This window comes from Streptomyces lunaelactis, from assembly GCF_003054555.1.
Classification (GTDB): domain Bacteria; phylum Actinomycetota; class Actinomycetes; order Streptomycetales; family Streptomycetaceae; genus Streptomyces; species Streptomyces lunaelactis.
Window position 1 is genome coordinate 3,428,690 of sequence record NZ_CP026304.1, and the last position, 17,155, is coordinate 3,445,844.

Genomic DNA, 17,155 nt, shown 5'->3' on the forward strand with positions numbered 1-17,155 from the left:
GAAACTCCGTCCCGAAACACGGCCCTGAACGCAGAAAAGCCCCGCACCATAAGGTGCGGGGCTTTCCCACAATGATTGTTCGGCGGTGTCCTACTCTCCCACAGGGTCCCCCCTGCAGTACCATCGGCGCTGAAAGGCTTAGCTTCCGGGTTCGGAATGTAACCGGGCGTTTCCCTAACGCTATGACCACCGAAACTCTATGAAAATATCGATCCGGAACCCGGCCTCATGTGACCTATGAGGCGGTTCGACAGTTCGTTACTTCAGAACTGACACAGTGGACGCGAGCAACTGAGGACAAGCCCTCGGCCTATTAGTACCGGTCAACTCCACACCTTGCGGTGCTTCCATATCCGGCCTATCAACCCAGTCGTCTACTGGGAGCCTTACCCTCTAGGAGGTGGAGTCCTCATCTCGAAGCAGGCTTCCCGCTTAGATGCTTTCAGCGGTTATCCTTTCCGAACGTAGCCAACCAGCCATGCCCTTGGCAGGACAACTGGCACACCAGAGGTTCGTCCGTCCCGGTCCTCTCGTACTAGGGACAGCCCTTCTCAAGACTCCTGCGCGCGCAGCGGATAGGGACCGAACTGTCTCACGACGTTCTAAACCCAGCTCGCGTACCGCTTTAATGGGCGAACAGCCCAACCCTTGGGACCGACTCCAGCCCCAGGATGCGACGAGCCGACATCGAGGTGCCAAACCATCCCGTCGATATGGACTCTTGGGGAAGATCAGCCTGTTATCCCCGGGTACCTTTATCCGTTGAGCGACGGCGCTTCCACAAGCCACCGCCGGATCACTAGTCCCGACTTTCGTCCCTGCTCGACCCGTCGGTCTCACAGTCAAGCTCCTTGTGCACTTACACTCAACACCTGATTGCCAACCAGGCTGAGGGAACCTTTGGGCGCCTCCGTTACTCTTTAGGAGGCAACCGCCCCAGTTAAACTACCCATCAGACACTGTCCCTGATCCGGATCACGGACCCAGGTTAGACATCCAGCACGACCAGAGTGGTATTTCAACGGCGACTCCACAACCACTGGCGTGGCCGCTTCAAAGTCTCCCACCTATCCTACAAGCCGAACCGAACACCAATATCAAACTGTAGTAAAGGTCCGGGTCTTTCCGTCCTGCTGCGCGAGAGCATCTTTACTCGTAGTGCAATTTCACCGGGCCTATGGTTGAGACAGTCGAGAAGTCGTTACGCCATTCGTGCAGGTCGGAACTTACCCGACAAGGAATTTCGCTACCTTAGGATGGTTATAGTTACCACCGCCGTTTACTGGCGCTTAAGTTCTCAGCTTCGCACGCCCGAAAGCGCACTAACCGGTCCCCTTAACGTTCCAGCACTGGCAGGCGTCAGTCCGTATACATCGCCTTACGGCTTCGCACGGACCTGTGTTTTAGTAAACAGTCGCTTCGCTGGTCTCTGCGGCCACCCCCAGCTCAAGGAGCAAGTCCTCTCACCAGTGATGGCCCCCCTTCTCCCGAAGTTACGGGGGCATTTTGCCGAGTTCCTTAACCATAGTTCACCCGAACGCCTCGGTATTCTCTACCTGACCACCTGAGTCGGTTTAGGGTACGGGCCGCCATGAAACTCGCTAGAGGCTTTTCTCGACAGCATAGGATCATCCACTTCACCACAATCGGCTCGGCATCAGGTCTCAGCCTTAATGTGTGACGGATTTGCCTGCCACACGGCCTACACCCTTACCCCGGGACAACCACCGCCCGGGCTGGACTACCTTCCTGCGTCACCCCATCGCTTACCTACTACCACCTTGGGCCGGCGGCTCCCCACTCCCCTCAACTCCGAAGAGATCAGGCGGCTTCACGGCCTTAGCATTAGAGGATTCAGTATTGGGCGTTTCAAAGCGGGTACCGGAATATCAACCGGTTGTCCATCGACTACGCCTGTCGGCCTCGCCTTAGGTCCCGACTTACCCTGGGCAGATCAGCTTGACCCAGGAACCCTTAGTCAATCGGCGCACACGTTTCTCGTGTATCGCTACTCATGCCTGCATTCTCACTCGTGTACCGTCCACCACTGCCTTCCGGCGCGGCTTCACCCGGCACACGACGCTCCCCTACCCATCCCAGCGGGCGTTGGCCCTATATGCTGAAATGACACGACTTCGGCGGTACGCTTGAGCCCCGCTACATTGTCGGCGCGGAATCACTTGACCAGTGAGCTTACGCACTCTTTCAAGGGTGGCTGCTTCTAAGCCAACCTCCTGGTTGTCTCTGCGACTCCACATCCTTTCCCACTTAGCGTACGCTTAGGGCCTTAGTCGATGCTCTGGGCTGTTTCCCTCTCGACCATGGAGCTTATCCCCCACAGTCTCACTGCCGTGCTCTCACTTACCGGCATTCGGAGTTTGGCTAAGGTCAGTAACCCGGTAGGGCCCATCGCCTATCCAGTGCTCTACCTCCGGCAAGAAACACGACGCTGCACCTAAATGCATTTCGGGAGAACCAGCTATCACGGAGTTTGATTGGCCTTTCACCCTAACCACAGGTCATCCCCAGGTTTCAACCCTGGTGGGTTCAGTCCTCCACGAAGTCTTACCTCCGCTTCAACCTGCCCATGGCTAGATCACTCCGCTTCGGGTCTAGAGCGTGCAACTCAATCGCCCTGTTCGGACTCGCTTTCGCTACGGCTTCCCCACACGGGTTAACCTCGCTACACACCGCTAACTCGCAGGCTCATTCTTCAAAAGGCACGCAGTCACGACCCATTGAGTAAACTCAATGAGCGACGCTCCCACGGCTTGTAGGCACACGGTTTCAGGTACTATTTCACTCCGCTCCCGCGGTACTTTTCACCATTCCCTCACGGTACTATCCGCTATCGGTCACCAGGGAATATTTAGGCTTAACGGGTGGTCCCGCCAGATTCACACGGGATTTCTCGGGCCCCGTGCTACTTGGGTGTCTCTTAAACGAGCCGTATGAATTTCAGCTACGGGGGTCTTACCCTCTACGCCGGACCTTTCGCATGTCCTTCGCCTACCCATACGGTTTCTGACTCGTCTCACAGCCGGCAGACCGTGAAAAAGAGATCCCACAACCCCGTATGCGCAACCCCTGCCGGGTATCACACGCATACGGTTTGGCCTCATCCGGTTTCGCTCGCCACTACTCCGGAATCACGGTTGTTTTCTTCCTGAGGGTACTGAGATGTTTCACTTCCCTCGTTCCTCCACACTGCCTATGTGTTCAGCAGCGGGTGACAGCCCATGACGACTGCCGGGTTTCCCCATTCGGAAACCCCCGGATCAAAGCCTGGTTGACGGCTCCCCGGGGACTATCGTGGCCTCCCACGTCCTTCATCGGTTCCTGGTGCCAAGGCATCCACCGTGCGCCCTTAAAAACTTGGCCACAGATGCTCGCGTCCACTGTGCAGTTCTCAAGCAACGACCAGCCACCCATCACCCCGCCCTCACAGGCGAGTTCACTGGGGCCGGCATCGCGAAGGACGAGCTCACGCTCGCACCCTCAGATACCCAACAGCGCGCCCGGCACGACCAGTCAGGATTCACGTTCCACGCCGAAGCAGTACTAGTGATCCCAACAGACCGTGCCGAATAGTCAACGTTCCACCCATGAGCAACCAGCACCGGACATTCGCCGGTGTTCTGGCTCTGACCGAGCAGGCTCGGTAAGTGCTCCTTAGAAAGGAGGTGATCCAGCCGCACCTTCCGGTACGGCTACCTTGTTACGACTTCGTCCCAATCGCCAGTCCCACCTTCGACAGCTCCCTCCCACAAGGGGTTGGGCCACCGGCTTCGGGTGTTACCGACTTTCGTGACGTGACGGGCGGTGTGTACAAGGCCCGGGAACGTATTCACCGCAGCAATGCTGATCTGCGATTACTAGCAACTCCGACTTCATGGGGTCGAGTTGCAGACCCCAATCCGAACTGAGACCGGCTTTTTGAGATTCGCTCCGCCTCACGGCATCGCAGCTCATTGTACCGGCCATTGTAGCACGTGTGCAGCCCAAGACATAAGGGCATGATGACTTGACGTCGTCCCCACCTTCCTCCGAGTTGACCCCGGCAGTCTCCTGTGAGTCCCATCACCCCGAAGGGCATGCTGGCAACACAGAACAAGGGTTGCGCTCGTTGCGGGACTTAACCCAACATCTCACGACACGAGCTGACGACAGCCATGCACCACCTGTATACCGACCACAAGGGGGGCACCATCTCTGATGCTTTCCGGTATATGTCAAGCCTTGGTAAGGTTCTTCGCGTTGCGTCGAATTAAGCCACATGCTCCGCTGCTTGTGCGGGCCCCCGTCAATTCCTTTGAGTTTTAGCCTTGCGGCCGTACTCCCCAGGCGGGGAACTTAATGCGTTAGCTGCGGCACCGACGACGTGGAATGTCGCCAACACCTAGTTCCCAACGTTTACGGCGTGGACTACCAGGGTATCTAATCCTGTTCGCTCCCCACGCTTTCGCTCCTCAGCGTCAGTAATGGCCCAGAGATCCGCCTTCGCCACCGGTGTTCCTCCTGATATCTGCGCATTTCACCGCTACACCAGGAATTCCGATCTCCCCTACCACACTCTAGCTAGCCCGTATCGAATGCAGACCCGGGGTTAAGCCCCGGCTTTCATCCGACGTGACAAGCCGCCTACGAGCTCTTTACGCCCAATAATTCCGGACAACGCTTGCGCCCTACGTATTACCGCGGCTGCTGGCACGTAGTTAGCCGGCGCTTCTTCTGCAGGTACCGTCACTTTCGCTTCTTCCTGCTGAAAGAGGTTTACAACCCGAAGGCCGTCATCCCTCACGCGGCGTCGCTGCATCAGGCTTTCGCCCATTGTGCAATATTCCCCACTGCTGCCTCCCGTAGGAGTCTGGGCCGTGTCTCAGTCCCAGTGTGGCCGGTCGCCCTCTCAGGCCGGCTACCCGTCGTCGCCTTGGTGGGCCATCACCCCACCAACAAGCTGATAGGCCGCGGGCTCATCCTTCACCGCCGGAGTTTCAACCTCTTCCCATGCGGGAAGAAGTATTATCCGGTATTAGACCCCGTTTCCAGGGCTTGTCCCAGAGTGAAGGGCAGATTGCCCACGTGTTACTCACCCGTTCGCCACTAATCCACCCCGAAGGGCTTCATCGTTCGACTTGCATGTGTTAAGCACGCCGCCAGCGTTCGTCCTGAGCCAGGATCAAACTCTCCATGAATGTTTTCCCGTAATCGGGATGAACACCACTTAGAGCGGAACAGTCGACTCGGAATAAGAGCGACTGTTCACAACGTCCTCGCTGTGTCATTGCCTACCCGCCACAAGGGCCAGTAGGACTTTCAAAGGAACCTCAACCCACCGAAGTGGGCCGGGGTTGTCAATCTGGCGTTGACTTTTGGCACGCTGTTGAGTTCTCAAGGAACGGACGCTTCCTTCGTACTCACCCTCTCGGGCTTTCCTCCGGGCGCTTCCCTTCGTGTTTCCAACCTTACCAGATTCTTTTTCCGTTCCGTTTCCGGTGAGGAATTCGAATCCGTGGCCGTTGGGAGCCTTTTGCCTTTCGGCTGACCCGACTTTATCAGAAGCATTTCGGCCGAGCTAATCGGCCTTCTTGATTCGGATAGGAAATCGGGGGGCTCTGCGGAAATTCAATTTCCGGCGAGAGCGAGAGAGACACTAACCGTCGCACTCGAACTTGTCCAGTTCGAGGCAACCGTTTAAATCTACCTCCCCACGGGTGCCGTGTCAACGGTTTTCTGTGGGCGAAGAGGAGACTAGCAGCTCAGAACGGCCCAACGCACATCAGGCGGCGGCCGGGAGTTCGGCGCTGCGGTCCGCGGCCTCCACGTCGCCCGTGTCGCCGGCTCGCGCTGCTCGGCCGCCCAGGATGTAGACGTACGCCAGGAACGCCAGCTCGGCGGCGATGCCGATGGCGATGCGCGCCCAGGTGGGCAGGCCGGAGGGGGTGACGAAGCCTTCGATCACGCCCGATACGAAGAGGACGAGGGCGAGTCCGATGGCCATGCCCAGGGCGGCGCGGCCCTGTTGTGCCAGGGCTGTGCGGCGGGATTGAGGGCCCGGGTCGATGACCGTCCAGCCGAGTCGTAGGCCCGTGCCCGCCGCGACGAAGACAGCGGTCAGTTCGAGAAGGCCGTGTGGGAGGACAAGGCCCAGGAAGGTGTCGAGGCGGCCGGCCGCCGACATCAGGCCTATGCCGACGCCGAGGTTGAGCACATTGAGAAAGAGGATCCAGATCACCGGGATGCACAGGAACGCGCCCAGTGTCAGGCACATCGCGGCGGCCTGGGCGTTGTTCGTCCAGACCTGGGCGGCGAACGAGGCTGCTGGGTGGCTCGAGTAGTACGTCTCGTACTCGCCGCCGGGGCGCGTCAGCCGGCGGAGCTCTTGCGGGGCTGCGATCGACGACTGGACCTCGGGGTGGGTGGCGATCCACCAGCCGATGATCGCGGCGAGGACGGTGGAGAGGACCGCCGTGGGGATCCACCAGTGCCGGGAGCGGTACACGGCGGCCGGGAATCCCGCGGTGAGGAAGAGGACGGCGTCGCGCCAGGAGGCGCGGCGGGTGCCGGTGACAGTGGAGCGGGCGCGGGCCACGAGCTGGGTGAGCCGGCCTGTCAGGAGCGGGTCCGGGGCGCTGGACTGGATGAGCGAGAGGTGCGTGGCCGTGCGCTGGTAGAGGGCGACGAGTTCATCGGCCTCCGCGCCGGTGAGGTGGCGTCCCCGGTGCACAAGGTGGTCCAGGCGGTCCCACTCGGCGCGGTGGGCGGTCACGAAGACATCGAGGTCCATGGTCGGCTGCTGCTCCAGGCACTGGTGCGTACGGTCCGTACTACTGCGGCGCGCTGCGAGTCAGCTTGGCAGACTGAGGAATCAAGGGGCAGAGAAGGTCGAAGGCGAAGGGGGCAGCAGTGAGTGCGCTTGTGACGGGGGATGCGGTCGTACTGGGGTTGCAGTCGGCCAGACTGCCGAGCCGGGCGCTCGCTCTCGTGATCGACCTTGTCGTGGTGTGGACGGCGTATCTCCTGGTGTCGATCGGGCTGGCGGTGGCGACAGCCTCGCTGGACGAGGCGGCGGGAACGGCGGTGGCCATCGCGTCGTTTCTGCTGGTGCTGGTCGGGGCCCCGATAGCCGTGGAGACCCTCAGCCATGGGCGCTCGCTCGGGAAGCTCGCGTGTGGGCTGCGGGTGGTGCGGGACGACGGGGGGCCGATCCGGTTCCGGCATGCGCTGGTGCGTGGCGCGATGGGTGTGGTCGAGATCCTGATGTCGTTCGGGGTCATCGCCTGTATTGCGTCGCTGGTGTCGGCGCGGGGGCGGCGGATCGGGGATGTGTTCGCCGGGACGCTGGTGGTGCGGGAGAGGATGCCGGCCGGGCGGGCGATGGTGGTGGTGCCGCCTCCGCCGCCGTGGCTAGTCGGGCGGTTCACCGAGCTGGATCTGTCGGGGGTGCCGGATGACCTGTGGCTCGCGATACGTCAGTACCTGACGCGGATGAGGCAATTGGACCCGGCCGTGAGCTGGTCGATGGCTCAGCGGCTGGCCGGGGATCTGGCGGCGTGTACCGGGGCGCCGGCGCCGGAGAGGGTGCCGCCGGCCGCATATCTGGCGGCGGTGGTGAATGAGCGGCAGGCGCGCGATGCCCGGAAGGCGTTCGGGGCCGCGGCGGGGGTGGGCGGCGGCTCGCAGGGCCGGGTGGTTCCGGGTGTGGCTGTTACGGGTGATGTGGCCCTGGGCCGAGTGACGCCGGGGGCGTTTGGTCCTGGTGGGGCTGTGCCGGGTGGGGTGGCGCTGGAGGTTGCGGATCCGCAGGTCGCGCCGGTGCGGGACGGGGCGCCGGGAGCTGGGACGCCGCCGGTCACAGGGTTCGCGCCGCCCGCGTAGGTGACGGGGGCCCGGTGGTCAGGACGCCGAGGTCCGGTGTCAGGTGGTCAGGTGGTCAGGTGGTCAGGGGAAGACCGAGGGCGGGGTCTCGAGGTCTTCGAGTTCGATGCCGGGGGCCGCGAGGACAACGTCCCCGGCGATGTGGACGACGTGCTGTTCGCCCGTGTCCAGGGCGCTGACCTGGTATTCGTCCACCATCAGGGGGCCATTGTCAGTGGCATGCGCTTCACTCTTCATCAGGGCCCAGGACTGATCGAGAGTGCGGGGGGCGAGGACGGGATCCGTGAAGGCGACGAGGCGGACGCGCGTCGCGGGGGAACCGGGGGTGAGGCGCAGCAGACGTGAGATCGCGACAAGGAAGGCGGGGGATGTGCCGGTGAAGGCGTGGGCGCGGACATTGCCTTCGGTGGCATGAGTGCCGGTGGGGTCGGTACGGACCCAGGTGACGCCGTCGATGGCGGCGCCGCGGACCTGCCAGCTCGAGGCGTGGAGTTCGAGGCGGATGGGACGGCCGAGTTCGTCGAGGGCGAGGTCGACGGAGCCGGAGTGGTCGCCGGAGGGGGTGGTGATCTGGGAGACGTAACGCCAGCCGGAGGGGCCGGGGGCGCAGTGGAAGTGTTCTTCACCGAGGGGGGTGTGATCGTGCGGATCGTGGAGCGAATAGCGACCGCGGGGCATGAGGGCGTGGGTGTCCTTGTGCGGTGAGGCTCTGTGCCTGGGAGCCGTTCGGGGCTGGTACGGGGCAGGCCCCCGACACGGGGGTGCGGGGGCCTGCCTGGTACCGCTGGTACCTGCTGCTGAGGGTGTGTCAGTAGCCGATCAGTAGCGGTAGTGGTCGGACTTGTACGGGCCGTTCACGTCGACGCCGATGTAGGAGGCCTGCTCGGGGCGGAGCGTGGTCAGCTTCACGCCGAGGGCGGCCAGGTGGAGCCGGGCGACCTTCTCGTCCAGGTGCTTGGGCAGCACATACACGTCCGTCGGGTACTCCTCGGGCTTGGTGAACAGCTCGATCTGGGCCAGCGTCTGGTCCGCGAAGCTGTTCGACATCACGAACGAGGGGTGACCCGTCGCGTTGCCCAGGTTCAAAAGACGCCCCTCCGACAGCAGAATCAGCACCTTGCCGTCCTCGAAGGTCCACGTGTGGACCTGCGGCTTGACCTCGTCCTTCACGATCCCCGGGGTCCGCGCCAGACCGGCCATGTCGATCTCGTTGTCGAAGTGACCGATGTTCCCCACGATCGCCTGGTGCTTCATCCTGGCCATGTCCCCGGCCATGATGATGTCCTTGTTGCCCGTCGTCGTGATGAAGATGTCCGCCGTCTCCACCACCTCGTCCAGCGTCGTGACCTGGTAGCCGTCCATCGCCGCCTGCAGCGCACAGATCGGGTCGATCTCCGTCACGATCACCCGGGCACCCTGACCCCGCAGCGACTCCGCACAGCCCTTGCCCACATCGCCGTACCCGCACACCACCGCCGTCTTGCCACCGATCAGCACATCGGTGGCACGGTTGATGCCGTCGATCAACGAGTGCCGGCAGCCGTACTTGTTGTCGAACTTCGACTTCGTCACCGCGTCGTTCACATTGATCGCGGGGAACAGCAGCGTGCCGTCACGGTGCATCTCATACAGACGGTGCACACCCGTCGTGGTCTCCTCCGTCACACCACGAATCTCCGACGCCAGCTGCGTCCACTTCTGCGGCGCCTCACCCAGGGTGCGGTTCAGCAGGGTCAGGATGTAGCCGTACTCCTCGCTGTCCGCGGTCGAGGGGTCCGGGGCGGAGCCGGCCTTCTCGAACTCGACGCCCTTGTGGACGAGGAGCGTGGCGTCACCACCGTCGTCGAGGATCATGTTCGGGCCGCCGGTGGGGGTGTTCGGCCAGGTCAGCGCCTGCTCCGTGCACCACCAGTACTCCTCCAGCGTCTCGCCCTTCCAGGCGAAGACCGGAATGCCCGCGGGGGCTTCCGGCGTGCCGTTCGGGCCGACCGCGATGGCCGCGGCCGCGTGGTCCTGGGTGGAGAAGATGTTGCAGGAGGCCCAGCGGACCTCGGCGCCCAGCGCGACCAGGGTCTCGATCAGGACGGCGGTCTGCACGGTCATGTGCAGGGAGCCGGTGATGCGGGCACCGGCCAGGGGCTGGGTGGCGGCGTACTCCTTGCGGATCGACATCAGGCCGGGCATCTCGTGCTCGGCGAGGGTGATCTCCTTGCGGCCGAAGGCGGCGAGGGAAAGGTCGGCGACCTTGAAGTCCTGGCCAGTGGTGACAGTCGACATAGCGAGCTGCTCCTCGTGGGTTGGGTCGAGGGTGGGTACGGCTGGCTCTGCGGCGGCGGACACAGGAATGCCCGGGCACTCGCAGCGCAGTCCGTCGGAGGCCCTCTCTCCCTCGGCCGGTCCACAGGAACGGGACCGCCCGACCGCCATCAGCAGCGACGTCTGACTCTGGTCACGAATCTACACCGATCGGCCGAGCGGACCCCAGCCCGCCCAGGCCTGAATCCAGCCAGATCCACGGTCCGGAAGGCCCTGCGGGGCAGGCGAGAGCTCAGTGAGCGGGGTCCGGGGTCGGGCCGCCGGGGGACTTGGCCGGGTTGGTGCCCGACGAAGCCGCCGACTCGCTGTAGATGTCCGGCTCCAGGTAGATCACACGGGCGATCGGGACCGTGTTGCGGATGCGGTCCTCGGCGGCGTTGATCGCGTCGGCGACCTCGGAGGCCGTGCCGTCGTGCCGCACCGCGATCTTGGCTGCGACCAGCAGTTCCTCCGGGCCGAGGTGGAGCGTACGCATGTGGATGATGCCGGTGACCACATCGCCGTCCACAAGAGCCGTCTTGATCTTCTCGATGTCGTCCGTGCCGGCCGCCTCGCCCAGCAGCAGGGACTTCGTCTCGGCCGCCAGGACGAGCGCGATCAGGATGAGCAGGATGCCGATGCAGAGCGTGCCGATGCCGTCCCAGACGCCGTTGCCCGTCCCCAGGGCCAGGCTCACACCGATCAGCGCCAGCACCAGACCGACCAGCGCGCCCAGGTCCTCCAGGAGGACGACCGGGAGCTCCGGGGCCTTGGCACGGCGGACGAACTCCGTCCACGAGAGCGTGCCGCGCGTCTCGTTGGACTCCTTGATCGCCGTACGGAAGGAGAAGGACTCGGCGATGATCGCGAAGATGAGAACGCCGACCGGCCAGTACCAGGCCTCGATCTCGTGCGGGTCCTTGATCTTCTCGTAGCCCTCGTAGATCGCGAACATGCCGCCGACCGAGAAGAGCACGATGGAGACGAGGAAGGCGTAGATGTAGCGCTCACGGCCGTAGCCGAAGGGGTGCTGCGGGGTTGCCTCGCGTTTGGCCTTCTTTCCGCCGAGGAGCAGCAGCCCCTGGTTGCCGGAGTCCGCGAGCGAGTGGACGCTCTCCGCGAGCATCGACGACGAGCCGCTGAACAGGAACGCAACGAACTTCGCTACCGCGATTGCGAGGTTGGCGGCGAGTGCCGCCACGATCGCCCTGGTTCCGCCTGACGCGCTCATGTGTGCCGGATGTCCCTTCGTACGTACGTCGATCGCTACGTCGATCCCGTTCCGGGCTTTGCCCGGTCTTTGCGGTGCGCCATTGTTGCAGCCCCCGAATGTGGTGCTGCCTCAGGCCACCACAGTCGCGCGGAAGACGGTGCCCGAGCCGCCGTCCGTGCCCGAGATCTCCGCCTTGTCCCCTGCCGGGACGAACGCCGAACCGCCGGGAGCGAGGGTCAGATCGCCGGCGGTCACCCTGCCCGCCGTGCAGAGCAGGATCTGCGGGGTGGGGGCCGTGAGGTCGCGGGGCGCGGCGCCCGGGGCGAGTACGTAGCGGGAGAGGCGGAACTCGTCGATCGGGGTGTCGTAGACCTCTTCGCCGGACGGCGACGCCTCGGGGCGCAGGACGCCGGGGTCGGTCGCCTCGAAGCGGACGATACGGAGCAGTTCGGGGACGTCCACATGCTTGGGGGTCAGTCCGCAGCGCAGCACGTTGTCGGAGTTGGCCATGATCTCCACGCCGAGGCCGTTGAGATACGCGTGCGGGACGCCGGCGCCGAGGAACAGAGCTTCGCCCGGCTGCAGTTGGACGTAGTTGAGCAGCATGGCCGCGATGACGCCCGGGTCGCCGGGGAAGTGGTGCGCGATCGCGGCGTACGGGGCGTAGGCGCCGCCGAGCCGTTCCGCGGCGGCCGCGGCCTCGGTGACGGTGGCCGCCATCCCGGCGGGGTCGGCGCTCAGAACGGCGGTGAGAACCTCGCGCAGCGCGGCCTCTTCGGGGTGGGCGTGCAGGAGATCCACGTACGGCTTGAGCGAGTCGACCTCGAGTCCGGCGAGGAGATCCGCGGACGCGACGGGCGTACGGAATCCGCACAGGCCGTCGAAGGGCGTGAGCGCGCAGATCAGTTCGGGCTTGTGGCTGGCGTCCTTGTAGTTGCGGTGCGGGGCGTCGATGGGGATGCCCGCGCTCTCCTCGGCGGCGTAACCCTCCTTCGCCTGCGCGAGGTTGGGGTGGACCTGGAGGGAGAGGGGAGCGCCGGCCGCGAGGAGTTTGAGGAGGAAGGGCAGCCGCGGGCCGAACGTGGCGACCGCTGCCGCGCCCAGCTCGCCCTCGGGGTCCGCGTCGATCACCTCGTTGAGGGGCCCGCGGTCGATGCGGGACGGCGCTCCGGGGTGGGCGCCCATCCACATCTCGGCCTGGGGCTCGCCGGTGGGTGCGACGCCGAGCAGTTCCGGGATCGCGGTCGTGGAGCCCCAGGCGTAGGGGCGCACGGTGTTGGAGAGGCGGTCCATGTGCTTCCTTGAGTTCTCGGAATCGCGGGCGTTCAGGGGCTCAAGTCTCGCGTGCTCAAGTCTCAGGTGTTCAGGTCTCGCGTGCTCAGGTCTCGCGTGCTCATGTCTCGCGTGCTCATGTCTCGCGTGGTCAGCTGCGGTCGTCCGAGTCCGCCAGAGCCAGATAGACGGCGGCGAAGTCGGTGACGGCGAGGAGTTCGGCGATCGACTCCAGCTCCGTGCCCTCCTCCGGTTCGAGCTCGCTGATCGGGGTGTCGTGGCTGAGCGCCAGTTCGCGGGCGGCGGGCGCGGCGGTGAGGCCGCCGGCCGGGCGGTCGCGCAGGAGTACGACGCGGGCGCGCAGGGCCTGCTGCTCCGTGACACGGTCACGGAAGAAGTCCTCCGGGTCGGCGCCGGCCGCGAGGGCGCCCGCGAGGAGCACGCCGTGGGCCGGGAGCGCCTCGGGGAGCTCGGCGGCGAGGGCGGGTCGGCCGGCCAGCTCGGCCAGTACGGCGGCGAAGCGGCGGCCCGCGGGGGCGGCGGCCGTGCCCTCCGTCCAGATCAGCGGGAGGCTGTCGGCGAGCTCGGCGGCGAGTGTCTTGGCCGGATTGCTGTACGTCGCGATGGCCGGGCCGCAGCGTTCGGCGGTGCTGTCGAGGCGGTCGGCGACCTTGGCGAGGGTCTCCGGGGGCGCCTCGATCAGGCCTACGCGGTCTAGGAGCGCGAGGAGTGGCGTGAACAGCGCCCAGAGGGCACCGGGGCTCGCGGCCTGCGTCTCCTCGTACATCTCGTGCGGGGCGGTGGCCATGGGGACGACGAGGCCGTGCGTACCGTCGACCGCCTCGGAGAGCGGGGAGCGCTGCGGGGCCACGGCGACGACGGTGCAGCCGCGGCGGTACGCCTGCTCGGCGAGGAGGGCGAGGCCGGGTTCGCTGCCGTCGGTGGTCGCGATGAGGAGGAGGTCCACGGAGCCCGCCCAGCCGGGGAGCGCCCAGCGCAGGGCGCCGGCGGCGGGGGCGACGCCGGAGGGGTGCAGGCGGGCGACCGGGGCGGTGGCGCCGGCGAGGGCGCCGACCAGGTCGGCGACGCCGGTGGCGGCGGTGCCGGCCCCGGCGACGAGTACGGCGCGGGGGCGGCCCTCGGGCTTGATCTCGGCGATGCCTGCCTCGGCGGCGTGCCGGGCGGCGGTGCGTACGCGCGCCCCGGCCTCGGCGGCGCCTCTCAGCAGGCCTCGGCGATCGGCTCGGGCCAGGGCGTCCGGGGCGTCGAGGAGCGACTCGTCGAGCATGGGGGTGGGCCTCCGATCGCCGTGCGCGTGCGGGGGATGCGGTGCGGGTGCGGTGTGCAGTTGTACGGGGCGTGGTGCGGGTGCTTGTGCGGGTTACGCGGGGTGGCGCGCCTCGTCGACAAGGAGGACGGGGATTCCGTCCCGGACCGGGTAGGCCAGGCCGCAGTCCTTGCCGGTGCAGATCAGCTCGGGGGTGTCGGCTGCCGTGCGGTCGCTGAGCGGCGCATGGCAGGCCGGGCAGGCGAGGATCTCCAGGAGGCCGGCTTCGAGCGGCATGTGTGAGGTGTCCCTTCGGGCATGCCGCATGTCGAGGGTCGGTCGGACATGCGGTGGCGGTCACGCGGATTGAGCCACGTCAGCGTACCGCTGGGGGGCGGGGTGCGGCTCGTTCTGGGGTGCGGGGCGGGGAACCACCGGGCTGGGGTACGAGTACCCCCAGCCCCCGGTGTCAGGCCGTCGCGCGGACCAGGGTCAGGACCTCGTCGCGGATCTTGGCCATCGTCGCCTCGTCGCGGGCCTCCACGTTCAGGCGCAGCAGCGGCTCCGTGTTCGACGGGCGGAGGTTGAACCACCAGTCCGCCGCCGTCACCGTCAGACCGTCGAGTTCGTCGATCGTCACGCCCTCGCGCGGCTCGAACGCCTCCCTCACCGCCGCCGTACGGCCCGCCTGGTGCTCGACCGTGGAGTTGATCTCGCCGGAGCCCGCGTACCGGTCGTACTGCGCGACCAGCTCGGACAGCGTGCCGTCCTGCCCGCCGAGCGCCGCCAGGACGTGCAGCGCGGCCAGCATGCCCGTGTCCGCGTTCCAGAAGTCGCGGAAGTAGTAGTGCGCCGAGTGCTCGCCGCCGAAGATCGCTCCCGTACGGGCCATCTCCTGCTTGATGAAGGAGTGACCGACCCGCGTACGGGCCGGGGTGCCGCCGTTCTCGCGGACGACCTCCGGGACCGACCACGACGTGATCAGGTTGTGGATCACCGTGCCGCCGGGGTGTTTGGCCAGCTCACGTGCCGCCACCAGCGCCGTGATCGCCGACGGTGAGACGCCCTCGCCCCGCTCGTCCACGACGAAGCAGCGGTCCGCGTCGCCGTCGAAGGCGATGCCCAGGTCCGCGCCTTCGGACCGGACGCGGGCCTGCAGGTCGACGATGTTCGCCGGGTCCAGCGGGTTCGCCTCGTGGTTGGGGAAGGTGCCGTCCAGCTCGAAGTACATCGGTACGAGGGTGACGGGGAGCGACGTGAACACGGTCGGGACCGTGTGGCCGCCCATGCCGTTGCCCGCGTCCACGACCACCTTCAGCGGGCGCATCGCCGACAGGTCCACCAGCGACAGCAGATGCGCCGCGTAGTCGGTGAGGGTGTCCCGCTCCGTCACCGTGCCCCGCTCGGCCGCCGGCTCCGGGGCACCCTGCCCGGACCAGGACTCGACCAGCGCGCGGATGTCCGCCAGACCCGTGTCCTGGCCCACCGGCGCCGCGCCGGCCCGGCACATCTTGATGCCGTTGTACTGCGCCGGGTTGTGCGAGGCGGTGAACATCGCGCCCGGCAGGTCGAACTTCCCCGAAGCGAAGTACAGCTGGTCCGTCGAGCACAGCCCGATCAGGGTGACATCCGCGCCGCGTGCCGCGGCCCCGCGCGCGAACGCCCCCGAGAGACCGGGCGACGACGGCCGCATGTCATGGCCGACGACAATCGCCTCCGCGGCTGTCACCTGGACGAAGGCCGCCCCGAACAGTTCGGCCAGCGCCTCGTCCCACTGATCCGGCACCACCCCGCGGACGTCGTACGCCTTCACGATCTGCGACAGATCAGCAGTCACGGGCCCAACCCTCCTGAAGTCTCTGCGGTCACCTCAAAGCCTCAAACTACCCGCACCGATCAAGACCGCATCCGGCCCAGGACCATCGTGCTGTGTGCCTTCACGATCACGCACGTCGCGAAGAGCTGTCAGAGGCTCCAACACCGCTCTGTTGTCAGCGGGTTGAGGGGTCTCGGCGCTCAGGATTCCGGGGAGCGCAGCACCCGCAGATGGCCGCGGCGCGCGACCTCCATCGGATCCGCCGTCCGGCGGCCGTTCTGCGCTCCGGCCCCGGGCGCCCGCCCCTGGGGGCGAGCCGCTTCGCGTACGGCATTGGCGAGCGCCTCGAGATCGTCGCCACTGGGGCGGGCAGGGGCGGAACCGTCGGTGAGCCGCACGACGTCCCAGCCACGGGGGGCGGTCAGGCGCTCACTGTGCTCGGCGCACAGGTCGTAACAGTGGGGCTCGGCGTAGGTGGCGAGCGGGCCGAGGACCGCAGTCGAGTCGGCATAGACGTACGTCAGTGTCGCGACGGCAGGGCGGCCGCACGCGGTGCGCGAACAGCGACGTACAGGGCTCACGACGTTGGACGGTACCGCACTCTTGAGCGGGCTGCGACGACTCTCCACCAGGTCACTCCACCGTGTCGTGCTGTGACGTCGGACCTACCGGCGCCCCGGGCAACTGCCCTGACCTGCACGGGAAGAGAAGCGCGCCGGCGACGACCACCCGTGACCCGGTCATGACTTGGGGTAAATAAGGTCAATCGCGATAAGATCTCCGATCGCGGGCCGGTGTGCAAGCGGGCTCAAGCTTGGCTTGAATGCTCATTTAGCGACATGCCCCCTCCACGGAGCGCGTGGCCGATCGCCGCACTCCGGAGAGAGCTACCCTGCGTCAGTGATGGACAGTCCCGTACCGCCCCGCCCGACCGAACCACGGCCGCGCCGCCGCGACCGCCACGGCCGCGGTATGCGGGGTCCGGTCGCACCGCCCCAGGTGCCCCTCGCCGCAAGTCGCTCCGAGTCCTTCCGCGACCTGGTGCAGGACTCGGTGGAACGGCTGGAACGGCGCTGGCCACAACTGGCCGATGTCGATTTCCTCGTACTGGACGTGCCGGGCGCACCGGAGGAGTCGGTACCGCTGGGCAGCTCGGCACCCGCGGACAAGGAACGGCCGGCCCGGATCGTGGTCTACCGGCGGCCTGTCGAGATCCGTACGAAGAATCGCGATGAGCGGGCCATGCTGGTGCACGAGGTGGTCGTGGAGCAGGTGGCGGAGCTGCTGGGGCTGGCGCCGGAGTCGGTCGACCCGCGTTACGGGCAGGAATGACGAATGAAAGCTGACAGATTTCAAAATCTGCCGGCTGTCATTCGTTAGCCCGTCGCTGTCAGCCCGTCGCTGTCAGCGCGCC

Annotated in this window: 11 protein-coding genes and 3 rRNA genes; 2 read left to right on the forward strand and 12 right to left on the reverse strand. The window is 65.9% G+C overall.

What is annotated here, in order from left to right; genetic code table 11:
* Positions 1 to 77: 77 nt before the first annotated feature.
* The 4 genes from rrf to SLUN_RS15450 form a co-directional block, all read right to left on the reverse strand.
* A 5S ribosomal RNA gene (gene rrf, locus SLUN_RS15430) occupies positions 78 to 194 on the reverse strand.
* A 99-nt stretch (positions 195 to 293) separates the two neighbouring features.
* Positions 294 to 3,381 (reverse strand): 23S ribosomal RNA (locus SLUN_RS15435).
* Between the two features lie 295 nt (positions 3,382 to 3,676).
* A 16S ribosomal RNA gene (locus SLUN_RS15440) occupies positions 3,677 to 5,195 on the reverse strand.
* Together the 16S, 23S and 5S rRNA genes form the textbook arrangement of a ribosomal RNA operon.
* A gap of 584 nt (positions 5,196 to 5,779) precedes the next feature.
* Positions 5,780 to 6,787: a stage II sporulation protein M gene (locus tag SLUN_RS15450; protein WP_108149037.1), complete on the reverse strand. Its 1,008-nt coding sequence runs from the start codon at positions 6,785 to 6,787 to the stop codon at positions 5,780 to 5,782.
* Between the two features lie 119 nt (positions 6,788 to 6,906).
* Here SLUN_RS15450 and SLUN_RS15455 point away from each other — a divergent pair, with 119 nt between their 5' ends.
* A complete protein-coding gene (locus SLUN_RS15455; RefSeq protein WP_108149038.1) occupies positions 6,907 to 7,878 on the forward strand; it encodes an RDD family protein in 972 nt (323 codons plus the stop codon).
* Positions 7,879 to 7,941: 63 nt separating this feature from the next.
* Here SLUN_RS15455 and SLUN_RS15460 read toward each other — a convergent pair whose 3' ends face one another.
* From SLUN_RS15460 to SLUN_RS15495, 8 genes are all read right to left on the reverse strand, one after another.
* On the reverse strand, positions 7,942 to 8,556 hold the full coding sequence (locus tag SLUN_RS15460) for a hypothetical protein (RefSeq protein ID WP_108149039.1): 615 nt from the start codon (positions 8,554 to 8,556) through the stop codon (positions 7,942 to 7,944).
* Positions 8,557 to 8,697: 141 nt separating this feature from the next.
* Positions 8,698 to 10,155 (reverse strand): adenosylhomocysteinase, encoded by a 1,458-nt coding sequence (gene ahcY, locus SLUN_RS15465; RefSeq protein ID WP_108149040.1) that lies wholly within the window; start codon positions 10,153 to 10,155, stop codon positions 8,698 to 8,700.
* 271 nt (positions 10,156 to 10,426) lie between these two features.
* A complete protein-coding gene (locus SLUN_RS15470; protein ID WP_108149041.1) occupies positions 10,427 to 11,404 on the reverse strand; it encodes a cation diffusion facilitator family transporter in 978 nt (325 codons plus the stop codon).
* 111 nt (positions 11,405 to 11,515) lie between these two features.
* The gene (manA, locus tag SLUN_RS15475) at positions 11,516 to 12,679 is read right to left on the reverse strand and encodes a mannose-6-phosphate isomerase, class I (RefSeq protein ID WP_108149042.1); all 1,164 of its coding nucleotides are present in this window, start codon (positions 12,677 to 12,679) and stop codon (positions 11,516 to 11,518) included.
* 130 nt (positions 12,680 to 12,809) lie between these two features.
* Positions 12,810 to 13,946, reverse strand: a complete 1,137-nt coding sequence (locus SLUN_RS15480) for an SIS domain-containing protein (RefSeq protein WP_108149043.1) — start codon at positions 13,944 to 13,946, stop codon at positions 12,810 to 12,812.
* A gap of 93 nt (positions 13,947 to 14,039) precedes the next feature.
* Positions 14,040 to 14,222: a Trm112 family protein gene (locus tag SLUN_RS15485; protein WP_108149044.1), complete on the reverse strand. Its 183-nt coding sequence runs from the start codon at positions 14,220 to 14,222 to the stop codon at positions 14,040 to 14,042.
* Between the two features lie 172 nt (positions 14,223 to 14,394).
* Positions 14,395 to 15,762 (reverse strand): phosphomannomutase/phosphoglucomutase, encoded by a 1,368-nt coding sequence (locus tag SLUN_RS15490; RefSeq protein WP_108149045.1) that lies wholly within the window; start codon positions 15,760 to 15,762, stop codon positions 14,395 to 14,397.
* Between the two features lie 179 nt (positions 15,763 to 15,941).
* Entirely contained in the window at positions 15,942 to 16,370 is a 429-nt protein-coding gene (locus tag SLUN_RS15495; protein ID WP_108149046.1) for a DUF3499 domain-containing protein, read from the reverse strand.
* A gap of 274 nt (positions 16,371 to 16,644) precedes the next feature.
* Between SLUN_RS15495 and SLUN_RS15500 the strand changes: the two genes are divergently transcribed.
* Entirely contained in the window at positions 16,645 to 17,073 is a 429-nt protein-coding gene (locus tag SLUN_RS15500) for a metallopeptidase family protein (protein ID WP_108149047.1), read from the forward strand.
* Positions 17,074 to 17,155: the final 82 nt, after the last annotated feature.